The organism is Humibacter soli, from assembly GCF_054779035.1.
The window spans coordinates 39,088-55,275 of sequence record NZ_BAAGYX010000002.1; the positions used below are offsets into that span (position 1 = coordinate 39,088).

Annotated in this window: 16 protein-coding genes; 5 read left to right on the plus strand and 11 right to left on the minus strand. The window is 67.1% G+C overall.

Annotated features, from left to right (window positions below):
* The first annotated feature begins 329 nt into the window (after positions 1-329).
* Complete coding sequence (locus tag ACYVDN_RS13350; RefSeq protein ID WP_460572428.1) at positions 330-1,484, plus strand: hypothetical protein; 1,155 nt, start codon at positions 330-332, stop codon at positions 1,482-1,484.
* A gap of 251 nt (positions 1,485-1,735) precedes the next feature.
* On the opposite strand, the gene ACYVDN_RS13355 is transcribed toward ACYVDN_RS13350, so the two are convergent.
* The 4 genes from ACYVDN_RS13355 to ACYVDN_RS13370 are packed head-to-tail and all read right to left on the minus strand — an operon-like array spanning position 1,736 to position 6,082.
* Positions 1,736-2,944 carry a sugar ABC transporter permease gene (locus ACYVDN_RS13355; RefSeq protein WP_460572430.1) on the minus strand — a complete coding sequence of 403 codons (1,209 nt, stop codon included), beginning with the start codon at positions 2,942-2,944 and terminating at the stop codon, positions 1,736-1,738.
* A 32-nt stretch (positions 2,945-2,976) separates the two neighbouring features.
* The gene (locus tag ACYVDN_RS13360) at positions 2,977-3,777 is read right to left on the minus strand and encodes a sugar ABC transporter ATP-binding protein (protein ID WP_460572432.1); all 801 of its coding nucleotides are present in this window, start codon (positions 3,775-3,777) and stop codon (positions 2,977-2,979) included.
* Positions 3,774-4,871, minus strand: coding sequence for a sugar ABC transporter substrate-binding protein (locus ACYVDN_RS13365; protein ID WP_460572434.1), 1,098 nt, complete (start codon positions 4,869-4,871; stop codon positions 3,774-3,776). The genes ACYVDN_RS13360 and ACYVDN_RS13365 overlap by 4 nt, the downstream gene beginning before the upstream one ends.
* Positions 4,868-6,082, minus strand: a complete 1,215-nt coding sequence (locus tag ACYVDN_RS13370; RefSeq protein ID WP_460572436.1) for an ROK family transcriptional regulator — start codon at positions 6,080-6,082, stop codon at positions 4,868-4,870. Before ACYVDN_RS13370 ends, ACYVDN_RS13365 begins: the two co-directional genes overlap by 4 nt.
* Before the next feature lie 128 nt (positions 6,083-6,210).
* On the opposite strand from ACYVDN_RS13370, the gene ACYVDN_RS13375 reads away from it, so the two are divergent.
* On the plus strand, positions 6,211-6,726 hold the full coding sequence (locus tag ACYVDN_RS13375; protein WP_460572438.1) for a hypothetical protein: 516 nt from the start codon (positions 6,211-6,213) through the stop codon (positions 6,724-6,726).
* A 2-nt stretch (positions 6,727-6,728) separates the two neighbouring features.
* Positions 6,729-8,069 (plus strand): FAD-dependent oxidoreductase, encoded by a 1,341-nt coding sequence (locus ACYVDN_RS13380; RefSeq protein ID WP_460572440.1) that lies wholly within the window; start codon positions 6,729-6,731, stop codon positions 8,067-8,069.
* Positions 8,070-8,188: 119 nt separating this feature from the next.
* Here ACYVDN_RS13380 and ACYVDN_RS13385 read toward each other — a convergent pair whose 3' ends face one another.
* The 6 genes from ACYVDN_RS13385 to ACYVDN_RS13410 form a co-directional block, all read right to left on the minus strand.
* Positions 8,189-8,581 (minus strand): DUF1304 domain-containing protein, encoded by a 393-nt coding sequence (locus ACYVDN_RS13385; protein WP_460572442.1) that lies wholly within the window; start codon positions 8,579-8,581, stop codon positions 8,189-8,191.
* A gap of 47 nt (positions 8,582-8,628) precedes the next feature.
* Positions 8,629-9,633: an MDR family oxidoreductase gene (locus ACYVDN_RS13390; RefSeq protein WP_460572444.1), complete on the minus strand. Its 1,005-nt coding sequence runs from the start codon at positions 9,631-9,633 to the stop codon at positions 8,629-8,631.
* Between the two features lie 9 nt (positions 9,634-9,642).
* Positions 9,643-10,104 (minus strand): hypothetical protein, encoded by a 462-nt coding sequence (locus tag ACYVDN_RS13395; protein WP_460572448.1) that lies wholly within the window; start codon positions 10,102-10,104, stop codon positions 9,643-9,645.
* A gap of 141 nt (positions 10,105-10,245) precedes the next feature.
* Positions 10,246-11,532 carry a sugar ABC transporter permease gene (locus ACYVDN_RS13400; protein ID WP_460572452.1) on the minus strand — a complete coding sequence of 429 codons (1,287 nt, stop codon included), beginning with the start codon at positions 11,530-11,532 and terminating at the stop codon, positions 10,246-10,248.
* Complete coding sequence (locus ACYVDN_RS13405) at positions 11,529-12,281, minus strand: sugar ABC transporter ATP-binding protein (RefSeq protein WP_460572456.1); 753 nt, start codon at positions 12,279-12,281, stop codon at positions 11,529-11,531. Before ACYVDN_RS13405 ends, ACYVDN_RS13400 begins: the two co-directional genes overlap by 4 nt.
* Positions 12,282-12,397: 116 nt before the next feature.
* Positions 12,398-13,453, minus strand: coding sequence for a sugar ABC transporter substrate-binding protein (locus tag ACYVDN_RS13410; protein ID WP_460572458.1), 1,056 nt, complete (start codon positions 13,451-13,453; stop codon positions 12,398-12,400).
* A gap of 173 nt (positions 13,454-13,626) precedes the next feature.
* Between ACYVDN_RS13410 and ACYVDN_RS13415 the strand changes: the two genes are divergently transcribed.
* Positions 13,627-15,048, plus strand: a complete 1,422-nt coding sequence (locus tag ACYVDN_RS13415; protein WP_460572460.1) for an LssY C-terminal domain-containing protein — start codon at positions 13,627-13,629, stop codon at positions 15,046-15,048.
* A 110-nt stretch (positions 15,049-15,158) separates the two neighbouring features.
* On the opposite strand, the gene ACYVDN_RS13420 is transcribed toward ACYVDN_RS13415, so the two are convergent.
* On the minus strand, positions 15,159-15,509 hold the full coding sequence (locus ACYVDN_RS13420; RefSeq protein WP_460572462.1) for a metalloregulator ArsR/SmtB family transcription factor: 351 nt from the start codon (positions 15,507-15,509) through the stop codon (positions 15,159-15,161).
* 259 nt (positions 15,510-15,768) lie between these two features.
* Between ACYVDN_RS13420 and ACYVDN_RS13425 the strand changes: the two genes are divergently transcribed.
* A complete protein-coding gene (locus ACYVDN_RS13425) occupies positions 15,769-16,176 on the plus strand; it encodes an arsenate-mycothiol transferase ArsC (RefSeq protein WP_460572464.1) in 408 nt (135 codons plus the stop codon).
* Positions 16,177-16,188: the final 12 nt, after the last annotated feature.

Here is a 16,188-nt window from a genome sequence, read left to right on the forward strand (position 1 = left end):
CCGCGCCCCGGTGCCCGCCCCGCCCTGCCGTCGCGAAAACCGCAGATGGCACCGAAAACCGGAGAAGTTCTGCTGTTTTCGGCGCGAGAGCGCGATCACTCCGGTTTTCAGTGCCGGTGGCGGGTGGGTTATGAGTGCCGGTGGCGGGTGGGTTTTCTGTCCCGGGAGCGGGTTATCGGCGCCGTTTTCGGTGCCGGCAGTCAGCGCTGTTTCGGCGTAGTGATAGCGACGTCATAGAAACTCGACGATCGTCAAAATAGACCTTGCGCTAGATAACGAATGTCAACTAACGTGACGCTGCCCCCAACCGCACTACAGACTGGACACAGTTGTCTCGCCCCCGAATTCTGACCGTTTCGGCCGTCGCGCTCGCCGCCCTGGCCTCTGCCCTTTTCCTGGGTGCCGCCCCGGCATCCGCTGCTCCCGCGACCGTCACCAGCACGTCCCCAGGCACGATCTTCGTCGGTAACGTTGTCGACGCGCAGATCCAGGTGAACATCCCGGCGAACGCCACTCCCGCTGAGCTGCCCACCTCCTTCTCATGGTCGACGGCATCCGGCTCCAACCCAAGCACCTCTGCCATTCGGTTCACCCTCGAGACAGTCACGCCGGGACTGGGTCCCTGCGTCCTCAATTCGAGCGGCACGGGTGGAACGTGTGACCTACCGGGCGCCGCTCCCGGCGAATCCGAGACGCTCAACGTGCAGGAGACCGCGACCGCCAGCCCGATCGGCGTGCAGCACCTCACGTTCTCGCAGCAGACGCCGGGTGGAACCCAGTCGGCGGGTGCCCAGGACATCAACGTGATCGATTCCGTCGGCACCGCAAGCGCCGTGGTCTCGACACACACGGTCGCGATCGGCGGCACTGTGACCGTCACGGCGACGATCACTCTCGCGAAGGATGCGGCAAACTACCTGCCGCCCTCCGTCGGCGTCTGGACGGCGACGGATCTGGGTTCTGGTGCAACCTCACTGAGCTTCACTAGGGTGTCATCGACCGGCCCGGCGTCGTCGTGCGGTATCGGCCCGGACACCAGAGAAATCGGATGCCAGCTCGTGAACGCACATCCCGGCGACACCATCACCATCACCGGTGTCGCGACCGCGACGCTCAAGTCGCTCGGCGACTTCGGGGCGAGCCCGCTCGGACTCCACCACGTGTTCGTCGGATTTGGTGCCACGGTGTTCCCCATCCCCGCGATCCAGACCGACCAGGACATCACCGTGACCGCCGCTTCTGCCGGCTCCGGCGGCTCCGGCTCGACGGGCACGCCGTCCACCGGCGCCACCCCGACGGACCCCTCCGACCCGTCGCAGGGTGCAACCGTCAGCGACCCGTCAACCACCACCACGACGGCGACCGACCCGACCTCGGCTCAGCTCGCAGACACCGGATCGGATGTCTGGCCCGCGACGATCGCGGCAGTGCTGTTCCTCGGTGCCGGTGCGGTTCTCTTCACGAGGTCGCGCCGCCGCGCCTGACGAGCTACACCGAGTCTCGGTCGGGTCCTGGATTGTGATCCGGGCCCGACCGAGACTCGTGAGAGCACCGTCGCGAAAACCGCAGATGGCGCCGAAAACCGGAGATATTCTGCTGTTTTCGGCGCGAGAGCGCGATCACTCCGGTTTTCAGTGCCGGCGGCCGGTGGGTTTTCAGTGCCGGCGGCCGGTGGGTTTTCCGTGCCGTGGCGGGTTTTCGGTGGCGGTTGGGTTATCGGCGCCGGTTCGCGAAACTAGGCGCGGCCGTGACTCGTGCGTGAGCGCCGGGACAGCGAGTCCGCGATGACCGCGAGCAGCAGCACGGCGCCCGTCACCATGTAGCGCACGGAGGCGTCGAGGTTGAGCAGGGTGAGTCCGCTCGAGATCGCCGAGATCACCAGCACACCGAGCACGGCGGACCACGCGTTGCCGCGACCACCGAAGAGGCTCGTGCCACCGATGATCGCCGCGGCGATCGCGTTGAGGTTCGTGTCGGCAGTCCCCGTCAAGGTGGTCGCCGAGCCGAGTCGCGCAGCCGAGAGCACACCGCCGAGCGCCGCGAACGCCGAGCAGATCACGAACGCCGCCACGAGGGTCCGAGTGATGCGGATGCCCGCCCGCCTCGCCGCCTCGACGTTGCCGCCGACGGCGTAGACCGACCGTCCCCACCTGGTACGCCGCAGCAGGTAGGACATGACGACGACGAGCAGAACGAACAGCACGGGCATGATCTCCGTGCCGCGGTCCAGCGACAGGTACCAGACCGCGAGGCTGAGCAGCACGAAGAGCGAGACGGCCTTCACGATCGTGATCGAGATGTGCGAAAGCGGAAGGTCGGCGCGCGCGCGTCGGCGTCGTCTGGCGAGGCCCTCCCCGAGCATCCCGATGGCGGCGATCGCCACGATCGTGTACGCGGCCCACGGCGGCAGGAACCAGGTGTTCGCGAACTGCACGAGCGGGTTCGAGAACGGGATGTTGATCGATCCGGATGGCCCGAGCAGAGCCAGCTGCAGTCCGAGGAATCCGAGCAGTCCGGCCAGCGTGATGAGAAAGCTCGGAACGCCGAACCGGCTGAGCAGGAACCCGTAGAAGGCTCCGATCAGCGCACCTGCGGCGACGGCGATCACCACGCCGACCAGCACGGGCATCTGAAGCCGCATGATGCAGACGCCGACGATGGCGCTCGCCAGTCCGCTCACCGAACCGACCGAGAGGTCGATCTGCGCGGCGAGCAGCACGACGACGATGCCGATCGCGATGACCCCGAGCGGAGCGGCCTGCAGCGTGAGGTTCACCAGGTTGCCCGGCGCGAGGAACCGCGGGTTGAGCGCCTGGAAGAGCGCGGCGATCACGATGAGGCCGATCACGACCGGCAAGGAGCCGAGGTCGCCACCGCGCAGCTTTGCCGTGAAGGTCGCGAATGCGTCGCGGATGGTGCCGCTGTCGTCTCCGCGGTCCGCCACGGCGCGCTCCTGCGCGCGTTCCTGTGCCGCGCTCACAGCGGACCACCGCCGTCCGGCGAGTGCTCGCCGAGGTTCATCGCCCCGGTGATCGACGCGATGATGTCTTCGTAGCTCATCTCCGGCGCACGGAACCGCCCGTTGACCCGCCCGAGACGCAGCACGATCACGCGGTCGGCGACCGCCTGAACGTCGGCCATGTTGTGACTGATCAGCACGACGCAGAGGCCACGATCGCGGAGCAGCTCGATGAGGTTGAGCACCTCGGCCGTCTGCGCGATGCCCAGCGCGGCGGTCGGCTCGTCGAGGATGACCACGCTCGGCTCACCGATCAGCGACCTCGCGATCGCCACGGTCTGCCGTTGTCCGCCGGAGAGCGTCGCCACCGCCACACGCACAGAGGGCACACGCGCCCCGAGCTGCCGCAGCAGCTCCCACGACCGCTGCTCCATGGCCTCCTCGTCGAGCGGGCCGCGTCCGAGTTCCCGCCCGAGAAAGAGGTTCGCCACCACGTCGAGGTTGTCGCATAGCGCGAGGTCCTGGTAGACGGTCGCGATGCCGAGGTCGTGGGATGCCGCGGGTGACGGAATCGAGACATCCGTGCCGTCGAACGCGATGCTGCCAGAGTCATGCGGATGCACACCGGCGAGGATCTTCACGAGTGTCGACTTGCCTGCCCCGTTGTCACCGACAAGGGCGACGACCTCTCCGCGATAGAGGTCGAGGTCGACGTTGCGCAGCGCCTGGATGTGCCCGAACGACTTGCTGATGCCGCGCATGCTGATCACGGGATCGAGCATCCGATCCCGCACCGCACTGGTGTCGTATGCGGTCATGAGATGCCGTGTTCTTTGCAGTAGACCTCGTATGCAGGGGTGCAGATCTGCTCAACGGTGTGGAATCCGGAGTCGATAACGACCTTCTTCAGGTTGTCGATGGTCACGGCGACCGGCATCAGGGTAACGGTCGGGATGTGCTTGCCGCCGATCGTCGTCGTCCCGGTGCCCTTCGGGCTCTCCCCGCGCGCCAGAGTGAGGGCGGCGTCCGCGGCGAGCTGCGCCTGCTTGCGGATCGGCTTGTACACGGTCATGTATTGGGTGCCGGCCAGGATGCGCTGCGCGGCCGCCACTTCGGCATCCTGCCCGGTGACAGGGGGAAGCGGGTTCGTCCCCGCGGCCTGCAGCGCCGCGATGGCGCCCTGCGCGAGCCCGTCGTTCGCCGCGTAGACGCCTGCGATGCGATCGCCGAATTGCGTGATCTGACCGGCGACCCACGTCTGGGCCTCTGAGCCGTCCCAGTCGGGGGTGTCGTACTCGGCGAGCACCTTGTACCCGGAGCTGTCGATCACCGAGTGCGCTCCCTCTTTGAAGTGGATCGCGTTGTTGTCGGTGGGGGAGCCGTTGACCATCAGGATGCCCGAGTCGGGCTTCGCGCCCAGCGCGTGCAGCCGGTCCACGAGGGCCTGCGCCTGCAGCTCCCCGACCTTGCCGTTGTCTGCCGAGACGAAGTACGCAAGATCGGGGCTGTCGATGATGCGGTCGTAGGCGATCACCGGGACGCCCTTGGCGGAGGCCTCGTTGACGATGGATGCCGCTGCCTCGCCATCCACGGCGTCGAGCACGAGAACGGAGACGCCCTGCGCGAGCATCGACTCCGCCTGGGTCTGCTGGCGCGCGGCATCCGCCGAGGCGTTCTGATAGGCCACCTTGCAGCCCGGGCAGCGCTCGGCGACGCGCGCCTCGAACGCCGGCCGGTCAGTCGACTCGTAACGGGTCGTCGTCGAATCGGGCAGGAGAAGGCCGATTGTGGCGTGGTCGGGGTCCACCGTCGCATGCGACGAGTCCCCCGGTGCGACGGCATTGGTGCAACCGACGATGGTGAACAGGCAGGCGACAGCGACGAGCACGGAACTCGCGCGGAGCAGCCTCATTCCAGGGTTACCTCCGCTGCGATCTGTGTCTGATCGGCGTTGAGGTCGGCGTTCAGCGAGACACGGTCGACGGCCATGGCCACGGCACCCATTGCCGCGGCGTTCTGGCCGAGTTGTCCTTGCACGATCTCAGGGGCGAACCTCGCGCCCGCCAGCACGGCGCGTTCGACCTCACGGCGCATCGGCCCGAGCAGCAACTCGCCCGCGCGACCCAGCTCTCCACCGATGACCAGACGCTCGGGGTCGAGCAGGTTGCACAGGTTGGCGGTCGCCACACCGATGGCGGTACCCGCGTCGGCGATGGCGCGGATGGCATCCGAATCTCCCGCCATCGCGCGAACGATGACGTCTTGCAGCTTGAGACCGCGGTTGTTGGTCTGCAGCTTCTGGATCAGCGCGTTGCCGCCCGCGATCGCCTGCACGCAACCGCGGTTGCCGCATTCGCAGGGCGGACCATCTTCTTGGATGACCGTGTGCCCGAGCTCGCCTGCCATACCGCCGTGACCCGAGTAGATGCGTCCGCCGAGCACCAGACCCGCACCGATGCGGTCGCCGACGTCGACGAACACCACGTCGTTCTTTCCACGGGCGGCGCCCATGCGCAGCTCGCCGAGGGCGGCCGCGTTGGCATCCGTGTCGATGAAGACCGGGCGCTTGAGGGATCGCTGCAGCACGTCGGCGACCTCGACGCCGTCCCACCCGCGCAGGATGCCGCGCCTCGCCACCGTGCCGGTGCGTTGGTCGACGGGGGCGGGAAGCGCCACTCCGACGGCGAGCAGGTCGAGCATGCCGGCCCCCGCCGTGTCGAGCATGTCGGCGAGCAACAGGGTGAGACGGTCGAGCTCGCTGTCGGCCCTGTGATCCTTGGCGAGCGGCATGTGCGTCTCGGCGACGACGGTGTAGCTGGCGTCGGAGACGGCGATGCGCAGGTGCCTGGTGGAGAAGTGCACGCCGGCGACGAGGCCGAGCGCGTGCGCCAGCGTGACGTTCTGCGCGCGGCGGCCGCTGCGAGTGCCGGGCGCGGTGGTGAGCACGCCGGCGCCGGAGAGCTCCTTGACGATGTTGGACACCGTCGCGGGGGAGAGTCCGGTGAGACCGGCGAGCTCGATCTGACTCAGCCCGCCGTACTTCTTCACCGCGTCGACGATGCGGCCGCGATTGGCTTCACGAAGTGAAGTCTGCGACCCCGGCGTTCGACGGTGGGCTTCCACGGCTCAACGATACGGTAAGCACCCGCTGGTCGAGTAGCGGAGGAGTCCGCGCCTTTCAGTTCGGTAACGTCTCGCGATGCCCCGGTCGCATGCCTGACCCGTTCATGTCCACCCGGCAGACTAGAGGCATGGCCGACTTCCACGTGTACCGCGATCGTCTCGAGATCCGCCTCACCCGTGCGGAGAAGCTGCTCGCGCTGCGACGCGACGACATCGTGGTGCCGCGTGAGAACATCCGCTCGGTCGCCATCACCGCCGACCCGTGGATCTGGATCCGCGGCGTGCGCGCCCCTGGCAACAGCGTTCCGCTCACGCTGGCCGTGGGCACCTGGAAGTTCCACGGCGGCAAGGACTTCCTCGTGCTGAAGGGCAAGCAGCGGTCGGCGGTCGTGATCGACATCGAGCAGCCGGATGTCGAGCCCGACAGCGGCGCGGGCGCGAAGTCCGACGTCGAATCCGGCAGCGATGCCGCCACCGACTCGGCCGCCGAAGCAGGCAACGAACCAAGCGACCAGGAGCCAACGACCGTGGCCGAGGGCTTCTCCCGAGTCATCGTGTCGACGCAGCACGCGTCGAAGCTGGTCGAGGCCCTGCGCGACATCCGGCCGGGCTTCGAAGGGCCGATCGACGAGGTGATCGGCTAACCATGGCACAGTGGCCGGCCGGTGGTCGCCGTCGGGGGCGCGCGCCAGCCGAGCAGCCTCCCGTCGGGGTCGACTGCTGCATCGTCGGCGGCGGCCCGGGCGGCATCATGCTCGGGATGCTCCTCGCCAGGGCCGGCGTCGAGGTCGCAGTGCTCGAGAAGCACGGCGATTTCCTGCGTGATTTCCGCGGTGACACCATCCACCCGTCGACGCTGCAGGTGCTCGACGAGCTCGGCCTGCGCGATGCGTTCCTGACCCTTCCGCACACAGCGGTGTCGCGCCTCGACGCCGTGGTCGACGGCACCCGCATCACGCCGGTGGACTTCGACACCCTGGGCGGACGCAACGACTTCCTGGTGCTGATGCCGCAGTGGGACTTCCTCGACTTCATCGCGGAGCACGCGAACGCCTACCCGGGCTTCCACCTGCTCATGAACACGGATGCCACCGAGCTCGTCACCGAGGGCGACCGGCCAGGGGCGCCGGGGAGCGGTCGGGTGACCGGGGTTCGCGCGACAGGCCCGCACGGACGCTTCGAGGTTCGAGCAGCGCTCACGGTGGCGGCGGATGGCAGGGACTCGGTGCTGCGGCAGGCATCCGGTCTTCCCTCCACCGACTTCGGGGCGCCCATCGACGTGGTCTGGTTCCGGCTGCCCTATCCGACGGAGCGCCCGCCGGACACGCTCGGTTACATCGACTCGCACCGGCTCGTGCTGACCATTCCGCGCGAGGGCTACTACCAGATGGGACTCGTCATCCCGAAGGGCGGCTTCGAGTCACTGCGCAAGCAGGGGTTGCAGTCCGTGCGCGAGGCGATCACTCAGACGGCGCCGTCCCTGGCACCCGTCGTCGGCGAGCTCGACTCGTTCAAGCAGCTCAAGCTGCTGTCCGTGCAGATCAACCGCCTCGAGACGTGGTGGCGTGCAGGACTGCTGTGCATCGGCGACGCTGCACACGCTATGTCTCCTGCGTTTGGGGTCGGCGTGAACTTCGCGGTGCAGGATGCCGTCGCATCGGCGAACAAGCTCGCGCCCCTGTTGCGAGGGGCGGGGCCGGATGCCGGGGCACGGGCATCCGCGCTCGATGAGGCCTGCTCTGATATCCAACGAAGACGGATGCCGCCCGTGCGTGCGATGCAGGCGGTTCAGCTCGCAGCCCACCACGCGATCAACGGGCCGGGTGTGTCTGCACTTCCCGATCCGCTGCCGGAGCCGCGACGCATCGTGCTCTCGGCGGTGATGCCGCTCGTGCAGCGCGTCGCCGCGCGGGTGATCGGCCGCGGATTCCGCCCCGAGCATGTCTCGCCGCAGGTGCGGGGCGCAACGACGCGCCCCCTCCGCTAGCAGTACTTCGGCCCCGACATCCCCACTACTGCGCCAGTTGCGCTCTATTGCGCCACCTGAACTGGCGCAATAGAGCGCACATGGCGCTCTTGCGGAACCGTCGGGTCGAAGTAGCCAGCTCAGACCAGCGGGTCGCTGAGGAAGATCAGGATGATGCCGGCGAGCGGCAGGATGCCCTGGATGATCGCGGCCCGAATGTAGCGCGCCCCCGTGGTCACCAGCACGATCGACGCCAGCAGCATGCAGCCCAGCGAGAAGAACACCAGCGTGAGGCCGATGTCGTGCTGGCCGACGCCGTAGACGACGATGCCGACAAACGCTCCGATCGCGAGAAAGAGGTTGTAGAACCCCTGGTTGTACGCCATCGGTCTCGTGATGTCCGCCGCCGCCTGGTCGGCGACGCCGAATCGCTTCCAGATGGCAGGGCGCGTCCAGAACACGCTCTCGAACAGGAAGATCACGACGTGCAGCACGGCGGCGAGGGCGACGATCAGGGTGGCGATCACGATCATGCCGCCAGCCTAGGGGTGACGGAGCCGCAGCGGCCCGTGGCGCAGCGCTAGTGCCGCACGTCCACGACGGTGCGGCCACGGATCTGGCCGGCGAGGATCCTGTCGGCGGCACCCACGGCATCCGCGAGGCCGATCGTCGAGGTCATCGCGTCGAGCAGCCGAACGTCGAGGTCGCTGGCCAGACGATGCCACGCCTCTTCGCGCAGCGCCCGCGGCGCCTCGACGGAGTTGATGCCTGCAAGTGTCACACCGCGAAGGATGAACGGCATCACGGTCGCAGGCAGGTCGGCCCCGCCCGCAAGGCCGCACGACGCGACGACCCCGCCGTACAAGGTCTGCGCGAGCACGTTCGCCAGTGTCACGCCACCGACGGCATCCACCGCGCCCGCCCAGCGTGCCTTCTGCAGCGGCCGTCCCTGCTCGGTGAAGTCGGCACGGTTGACGATGGCGGATGCCCCGAGCGCACGCAGATAGTCCGACTCGGAATCCCCGCGGCCCGTGGACGCCGTCACCGAGTACCCGAGCCTGGCGAGCACGGCGATCGCCACCGATCCGACGCCGCCGGCAGCACCGGTGACGAGCACGTCGCCCGAGCCCGGGGTGACCCCTCCGCGCTCGACTGCGAGCACGGCCAGCATGGCGGTGAAGCCCGCCGTGCCGATGCCTGCGGCGTGCGACGAGCTGAAGACATCCGGAACGCGTACAAGGGGCTCGGCGCGAACGGCGGCGAGTTCGGCGAGCCCGCCGTTCTTCGTCTCGCCGATGCCGTCGCCGTTCAGCACGACGCGGTCTCCCGGTGCGAACCGAGCGTCGGCGGATTCTCGCACCCTGCCGACCAGGTCGATGCCAGGGATGAGCGGCGAGGCCCTGAGCACGCCCGGTCTGCCGGCGAGCGCGAGGCCGTCCTTATAGTTCAGTGTCGAGTGGTCGACCTCGACGGTGACCTCCGCCGCATCGAGGTAGTCGTCGTCGAGCGTTCGCAGAGCGACGGAGTGCTCGACAACGGCACCGCCCTCGAGTTTCTGATCGACGACGAGCGCGCGGAACGACATGTCCTAAGGCTACGACTGGGCTATCGCGGCGGTGCTGCTCGCACGGAAGTAGGCGTTCGACGCCGGCACATACATCAGGATGATCGCCAGCAGCAGCACCACGATGTCGACGATGTTCCACGCCGACGTCGAGTTCCACCCTCCGGCGATCCACGGCCCGATCGTGCCGAGCAGCGACAGGATGCCCAGCACCAGCAACGTCACGCGCGCCCAGTTGCGGCCGTCCCGCATGCGGTTCACGATGATCAGAGCGATGATCGCGATGATCAGCACGAAGATCGCGAACAGCAGAACGACCGACCCCGCGGCCGCTCCGGCGATGCCGCCGAACACGGCGCCACCCGTGATGGCGAGGATGCCGACGAAGACGGCGAAGATCGCACCGACCAGCGACAGGATCGCGCCGATCAGCCAGATGACGTACGCGGCGGTGACGGCGCCAGGACGGCGCGCAGGTGTTGCAGTGCTCATGTGACTTCCCCCTCGGTCAGTCGCGATCGTACTCGCACCCTTCGTCGCTGAGCGAGCAGCACGCGCCGAAGCCGTACGCGTATCGAGACCCGCCGATTCGGCGTGGTGGCGGGTCTCGATACACGAGTCTCAGCGCGGGTGTCAGCGCGTGAAGAGGCTGCCCCCTGCGCGAACGCGTGAGACGGCATCCACCGTCGCGGCCAGGATCAGCACGCCACCGGTGACGGCGTAGTTGACGCCGGCCGGCAGGTTGAGCAGACCCAGTCCGTTGGTGATGACGGCGATGACGAGCGCGCCGATCGCTGCGTGCATCAGGCGCCCGCGTCCGCCGAAGAGGCTGACTCCACCGACCACGGCGGCAGCGACACCGCTCAGCACGATCGAGACGCCGGCGGACGGGTCGACCGACCCGACCTTCGAGATGCTGAACAGCTGCGAGACGACCGCGAGGAAGGAACAGACGATGAACGCGATCCAGCGGATCCTGATGACGTTCACGCCGGACCTGCGCGCGGCCTCCGCGTTGCCGCCGACGGCGTAGAGGTAGCGGCCGTACTTGGTGCGGTCGAGCACGAAGGTGCCGATCCAGAGGATGGCCAGCGTGATCGGCACGACGATCGGCACGCCCTCCACCTTGATGAACCCGGTGCCTCGGTTCTGGCTGAGCAGCCCCACCACGATGGCGCCGATCACGGCGACGACGATCACCTTGATCCACACCAGGATGATCGCCCGGTTCGGCACTCCCGCCCGTGTGCGCCTGCTGCGGTCCCAGAACGAGGTGCCGAGCGAGATCAGCACCATGATCGCGAGCATGACCCAGCCGCCCCAGATGGGGAGGTTGTTGTTCATGATCGCGAGGATGGCCGGGTCCTGCACGTTGTACAGGCCGCCGTTGCCGATGATGATCAGCTCGATGCCCTGGAAGCCCAAGAACAGGCCCAACGTCACGACGAATGACGGTATGCCGACTCTCGCGACGAAGAACCCGATGAACGCACCGGTCGCGATGCCGATCAGGAAGCCGACGCCGAGCGCCAGCCAGGTGTTCCACTTCGCGACGTCGACCAGCACGATGAACGCACACATCGCGACACCGCCGGTGACGCCGGCCGAGAGGTCGATCTCACCGAGCAGGATGACGAACACCAGCGCCATCCCGAGCATGACGAGCGTCGCAGCCTGCGTGAGCAGGTTGGCGAAGTTGCGTTCCGTCAAGAAGTAGGGACTGAGGAAGGCGAACAGGATGGCGAGCACGACGAGTCCGCCGATGGCGGGCAGCGCACCCATCTCCCCGCCGCGGAGGCGCTGGAAGTACGCACGTACCTGGTCACGGACGCCGCCTTCGACGCCGCTGCCGATCATGTCTGCGACGACGGGATCCGGCGCGGCATCCGTGGTCTGTGCTTCGCGTTCGGTGGTGCTCATGCCGGTTCTCCTGCGTAGGTCTTGCTGCCGGTGATGTAGCCGATGACGTCGTCGTACGTGGTCTCCACCGTCTTCACCGACGCCACCATCTGGCCCAGGTAGAGCACGCTGATGTAGTCGGCGACCTTGAACACGTCGGCGAGGTTGTGGCTGATGATGATGACCGCGACGTTCTGCTCTGCCAGACGCTTGACGAGGCTGAGCACCTGCTCGGTCTGGGCGACGCCGAGCGCGGCGGTCGGCTCGTCGAGGATGACCAGGCGCGACTTGTTGATCACCGAACGGGCGATCGCGACGGTCTGCCGCTGGCCACCCGAGAGCGACGCGACCTTCTGCCGCACCGACTTCACGGTGCGAACGGAGAGCTGTCGAAGCGCCTTGCTCGTCTCGAGCTCCATGCGGCCCTCGTCGAACGTGCCCCACCTGGTCTCTTCGCGGCCGAGGAACATGTTCTGAACGATGTCGAGGTTGTCGGCGAGCGCGAGGTCCTGGTACACGACCTCGATGCCGAGACGGGATGCCTCACGAGGGTTGTGGAGCGTCACGACCTCACCGTCGAAGCGCACCTCGCCATCGTCGTACGGCTGAACTCCTGCCAGGCCCTTGATGAGTGTCGACTTTCCGGCGCCGTTGTCGCCGACCAGGGCGGTCACCTTGCCCGGGTATGCCTTGAGGTCCACACCACGGAGCACGCTGACCGGCCCGAAGCTCTTCTTCACTCCCGTCAACGAGATGAGCGGCTCATCCATGCGTTGTGTTTCCTTTCATCGGGATGGATGTCTGGGGATCGCTCGCACGGCCAAAGGGGCTTCGCGACGGACCGAGCGGTCCGAGCACGAAGCCCCCTTCGTCCGAGTGGAGCGCTCTAGTGCACGCCGTACTTGGTGCAGGCGGCCGCAACGGCAGCCGTGCAGATGTCGCTCGCCTTGGCGTTGCCGTCGTCGATCACCTTCTGCACGTTCTGCGTGGTGATCAGCTGAGGCGTCTCTGCGATGAACGGAACGCCGTCCACGCTCTGCGACTCCGTCGGGTGCTTACCCTTCAGCAGCTGGATTGCGAGGTCGGACGCGGCCTTCGCCTCGTCCTGGTACGGCTTGTAGACCGTCGAGGTCTGCTTGCCGAGCAGCACGTTCTGCAGACCGGCCGTCGAGGCATCCTGGCCAGTGACCGGAACCTTCAGGCCGTTCTTGTCGAGCACCGAGATGACGCCGGACGCGTTCGTGTCGTTCGCGACCCAGACGGCGTCGACCTTGCCGCCGAGCGAGGTGAGAGCCTGCTCGAAGTTGGTCGCCGACTTGTCTGCGTCCCAGATCCCCGGCGGCTCGGCGGCCGGCTTGATCCCGGCCGCAGACATGATCTTCACGGCGCCGTCGTGGAACATCTTGGCGTTGCCGTCGGTCGGGTCGCCGCCCATGTAGACGACCTTGGCCGTCGCCGGGTCCTTACCCTCCGCCTTCAGCGCGTCGACGATCGACTGACCCTGCAGCTCGCCGACCTTCTCGTTGTCGAACGACACGTAGTAGTCGGCACCCGCGATGGGACGGTCATAGGCGATGACAGGGATTCCCTGAGCCTTCGCCTTCTTGGCGACGGTCACCCCCGCGCCGTTGTAGTCGACGAGCAGCATCACGCCGCAGCCCTTGTTCAGCTGCTGGTCGGCGATGGTGGCGTACTTGCTGGTGTCGCCCTGCGCGTTCTGGATGTCGGCCTGGAAGCCTGCTGCCGTGATGGCCTTTTCCAGGGCCGGACGGTCGCCGTTCTCCCACCGCGGTGATGAAACCGCGTCGGGAAGGATTACGCACGCACGCGTCGAGGCCTTTGCGGTGCTTCCGCCGCCGCTGCCTCCGCTCGAACAACCCGCCAGCAGAAGTGCTGACGCGCTGGCGAGAACGGCGAGCGAAATCATCGATGATTTCTTCACGTCTCTTTCTCCTTTGATGAGACTCGGACTCCTCCGGGTTCGCCGCGTTCAACTAATGAATGCGGCATACGAGATACTGCACTGTTTTGTGCGGCGATGACATCCCTCGGAGGCACATTCTGATAACGGTTGGATAACTTACGAACTCATCGTCGACGGATAGCATTGGCCCCATGTCGGCAGGGGGAGCTGGGCAATCGGCGGTCGGCGCCGCGGATGAGGCGGGAGCGCCTTCCGGCGCGGAGCGCGAGCCGCGCAAGCGGCCCGCACGCAACTTCCGTCTGCGTTTCTCGAAGACAGTGGACTACGTCTTCTTCTTGTTCGCGACGCTGGCGGCCATCTGGCTGGCCTGGCTGCTGGTGACCGAGAGCTTCAGCTGGGGATGGTGGCTCATCCTCTTCTTCGTACTGTTCTGGGCGCTGCTCGCGTACCTTCTGCTGCCCCGGTTGCACAGCATCCTGACGCGCATCTACGTGCCGAACTACTTCATCGGGCGCGCGCGAACGAGCGACGGCCTGCTCGGCGACCCGATCAACTTGGCGCTGCTGGGCAGCCAGGCGCAGCTGGAGTCGGTGATGGCGGAGGCGGGGTGGACCCGCGCCGACCCGGTCACCCTGGCCTCGAGCTGGCGCATCGTCACGTCGACTCTGCTGCGGCGCAGCTACGACGAGGCGCCGGTGAGCCCGTTGCTGCTGTTCGAGCGCCAGCAGGATCTTGCGTATCAGCAGGAGGTGCGCGGCAACCCGGCCAAGCGGCACCACGTGCGCTTCTGGAAGTGCCCACCGGACTGGTATCTGCCGGGCGGCGCGCCCGCTGACTGGCTGGGGGCCGCGACGTTCGACCGCAGCGTCGGCTTGTCCCTCTTCACCCTGCAGGTGACGCACCGCATCGACGCCAACACCGACATCGAGCGCGATCACGTCGTGAAGTCGATCGAGTCGTCGGATGACGCGGTCGCGGTCAGCGCCATCCGCGACTTCTCGACGGGCTACCACGCACGCAACGGCGGCGGCGACTCGATCATCACCGACGGCGACCTACCGGTACTCGACCTGCGGGGCATCCGTGCCCGTGCGGAGTTCGAGAAGGAGCCGGACGTCGTGGAGAGCGCCGCAGACAAGCGCCCGGTGTCGATCGTTCTCGGGTGCGCCCTTCTCGGTCTACGGGTGCTCGCCGGCCTGATCGGCATCGCGATCGCGGTCATCGGATGGCGTGCGTACGTGCAGTCGGTGAGCGTCGACCTGGACGGCACGGAGCTCGCCGGAACTCTCAACACGACCTTCGCGGTGATCGCCGTCAGCGCGTCCGCCCTGGCCGTGCTCGTTCAGCTGGGGATCGTCACACTGATCTTCCGGGGCAGCAACTGGGCGAGGTTGCTCGCCATGCTCGTGAGCGCCCTCACGGTGACCTTCGCCGCGATCGACTACTTCAACGGCGGACCCCAGGTGAGTCTGCGTGCCAACCTGCTCGGGCTTCCGCTGGACATCCTGGTCCTGCTCGCGCTGTCATCCGAGCAGTCCAGCGCGTGGGCACGGCGCATCAGGTACCTGAAGATCGAGCGGAAGTGGGCGAAGCGTCACCCGTCGACGCTGTGAACTCCGAGCTGTGTGATCGAGGGCTCGCTGTGATCAAGGGCTCTGCGAGAACGAAACAGGGTCGAGGCCGTGATCGCCAGCGGGCCGGCTGGTGTGTAGTGCTGGAGCGCTCAGACCGTCGCGAGCAGGGTGGCCACGGCATCCAGTGAGCCGGGCACAAGACGGTAGTAGTGCCAGGTGCCGCGCTTGGTGCTCGTGAGGTATCCGGCGTCGACGAGCACCTTCAGGTGGTGCGAGACGGTCGACTGGCTCAGTCCGAGCGGGTCGGTGAGATCGCAGACGCACGCCTCGCGGTCCGCATGCGCTGCCACCATCGATACGAGACGGATCCTGGCCGGGTCGGCCAGCGCCTTGAGTGATTTGGCCAGGGACTCCGCGTTCCCCTGGGCGATCGGCTCCCTCGTGATGGGCGCGCAGCACGCCTGCAGATCGCGGATCGGCAACAGCTCGGCGACGGACATGCGACCAGCTTCCCACATACATTGACAGTTATCGATGTTTAATCGCAGACTGTGTGCATCGACGCCTGTCGATGGAAGGAGGTTCGATCATGAACGAATGTTGTGAGGACCAGGAAATCTGCGAGTCCGGCTACTGTGAGCCGGACTGCTGCTGATTCCCGGTGACCTTCGGCCGGCCGTCCCGGGGGCGCCCTGGCGGCCGGTTCACCACAGATCGCCGACGATGTGACCAACCCATCGAGCTGAACGCGGGGAAGTCATGACAGAGAAGCCCACCGTCCTCTTCGTCTGCGTGCACAACGCCGGTCGGTCCCAGATGGCTGCCGGCTACGCCCGTGAGCTCTCCGATGGCGCGGTGCGAGTACTCTCCGGTGGATCCGAGCCGGGGGACTCGATCAACCCCGTCGCGGCGCAGGCCATGGCCGAAGACGGTGTCGACATCACCGGCACCGTGCCGCAGTTGCTTCAGACCGAACAGGTTCGGGAATCCGACGTCGTGATCACGATGGGTTGCGGCGACGCCTGCCCCATCTTCCCCGGCAAGCGTTACGAGGACTGGGAGCTCACCGACCCCGCCGGCAAGTCGCTCGATGAAGTGCGTCTGATCCGCGATGAGATCAAGCGCCGCATCACGAGCCTGCTGAACGAGATCCTGCCGACCGCCTGACCTGTGGACAGG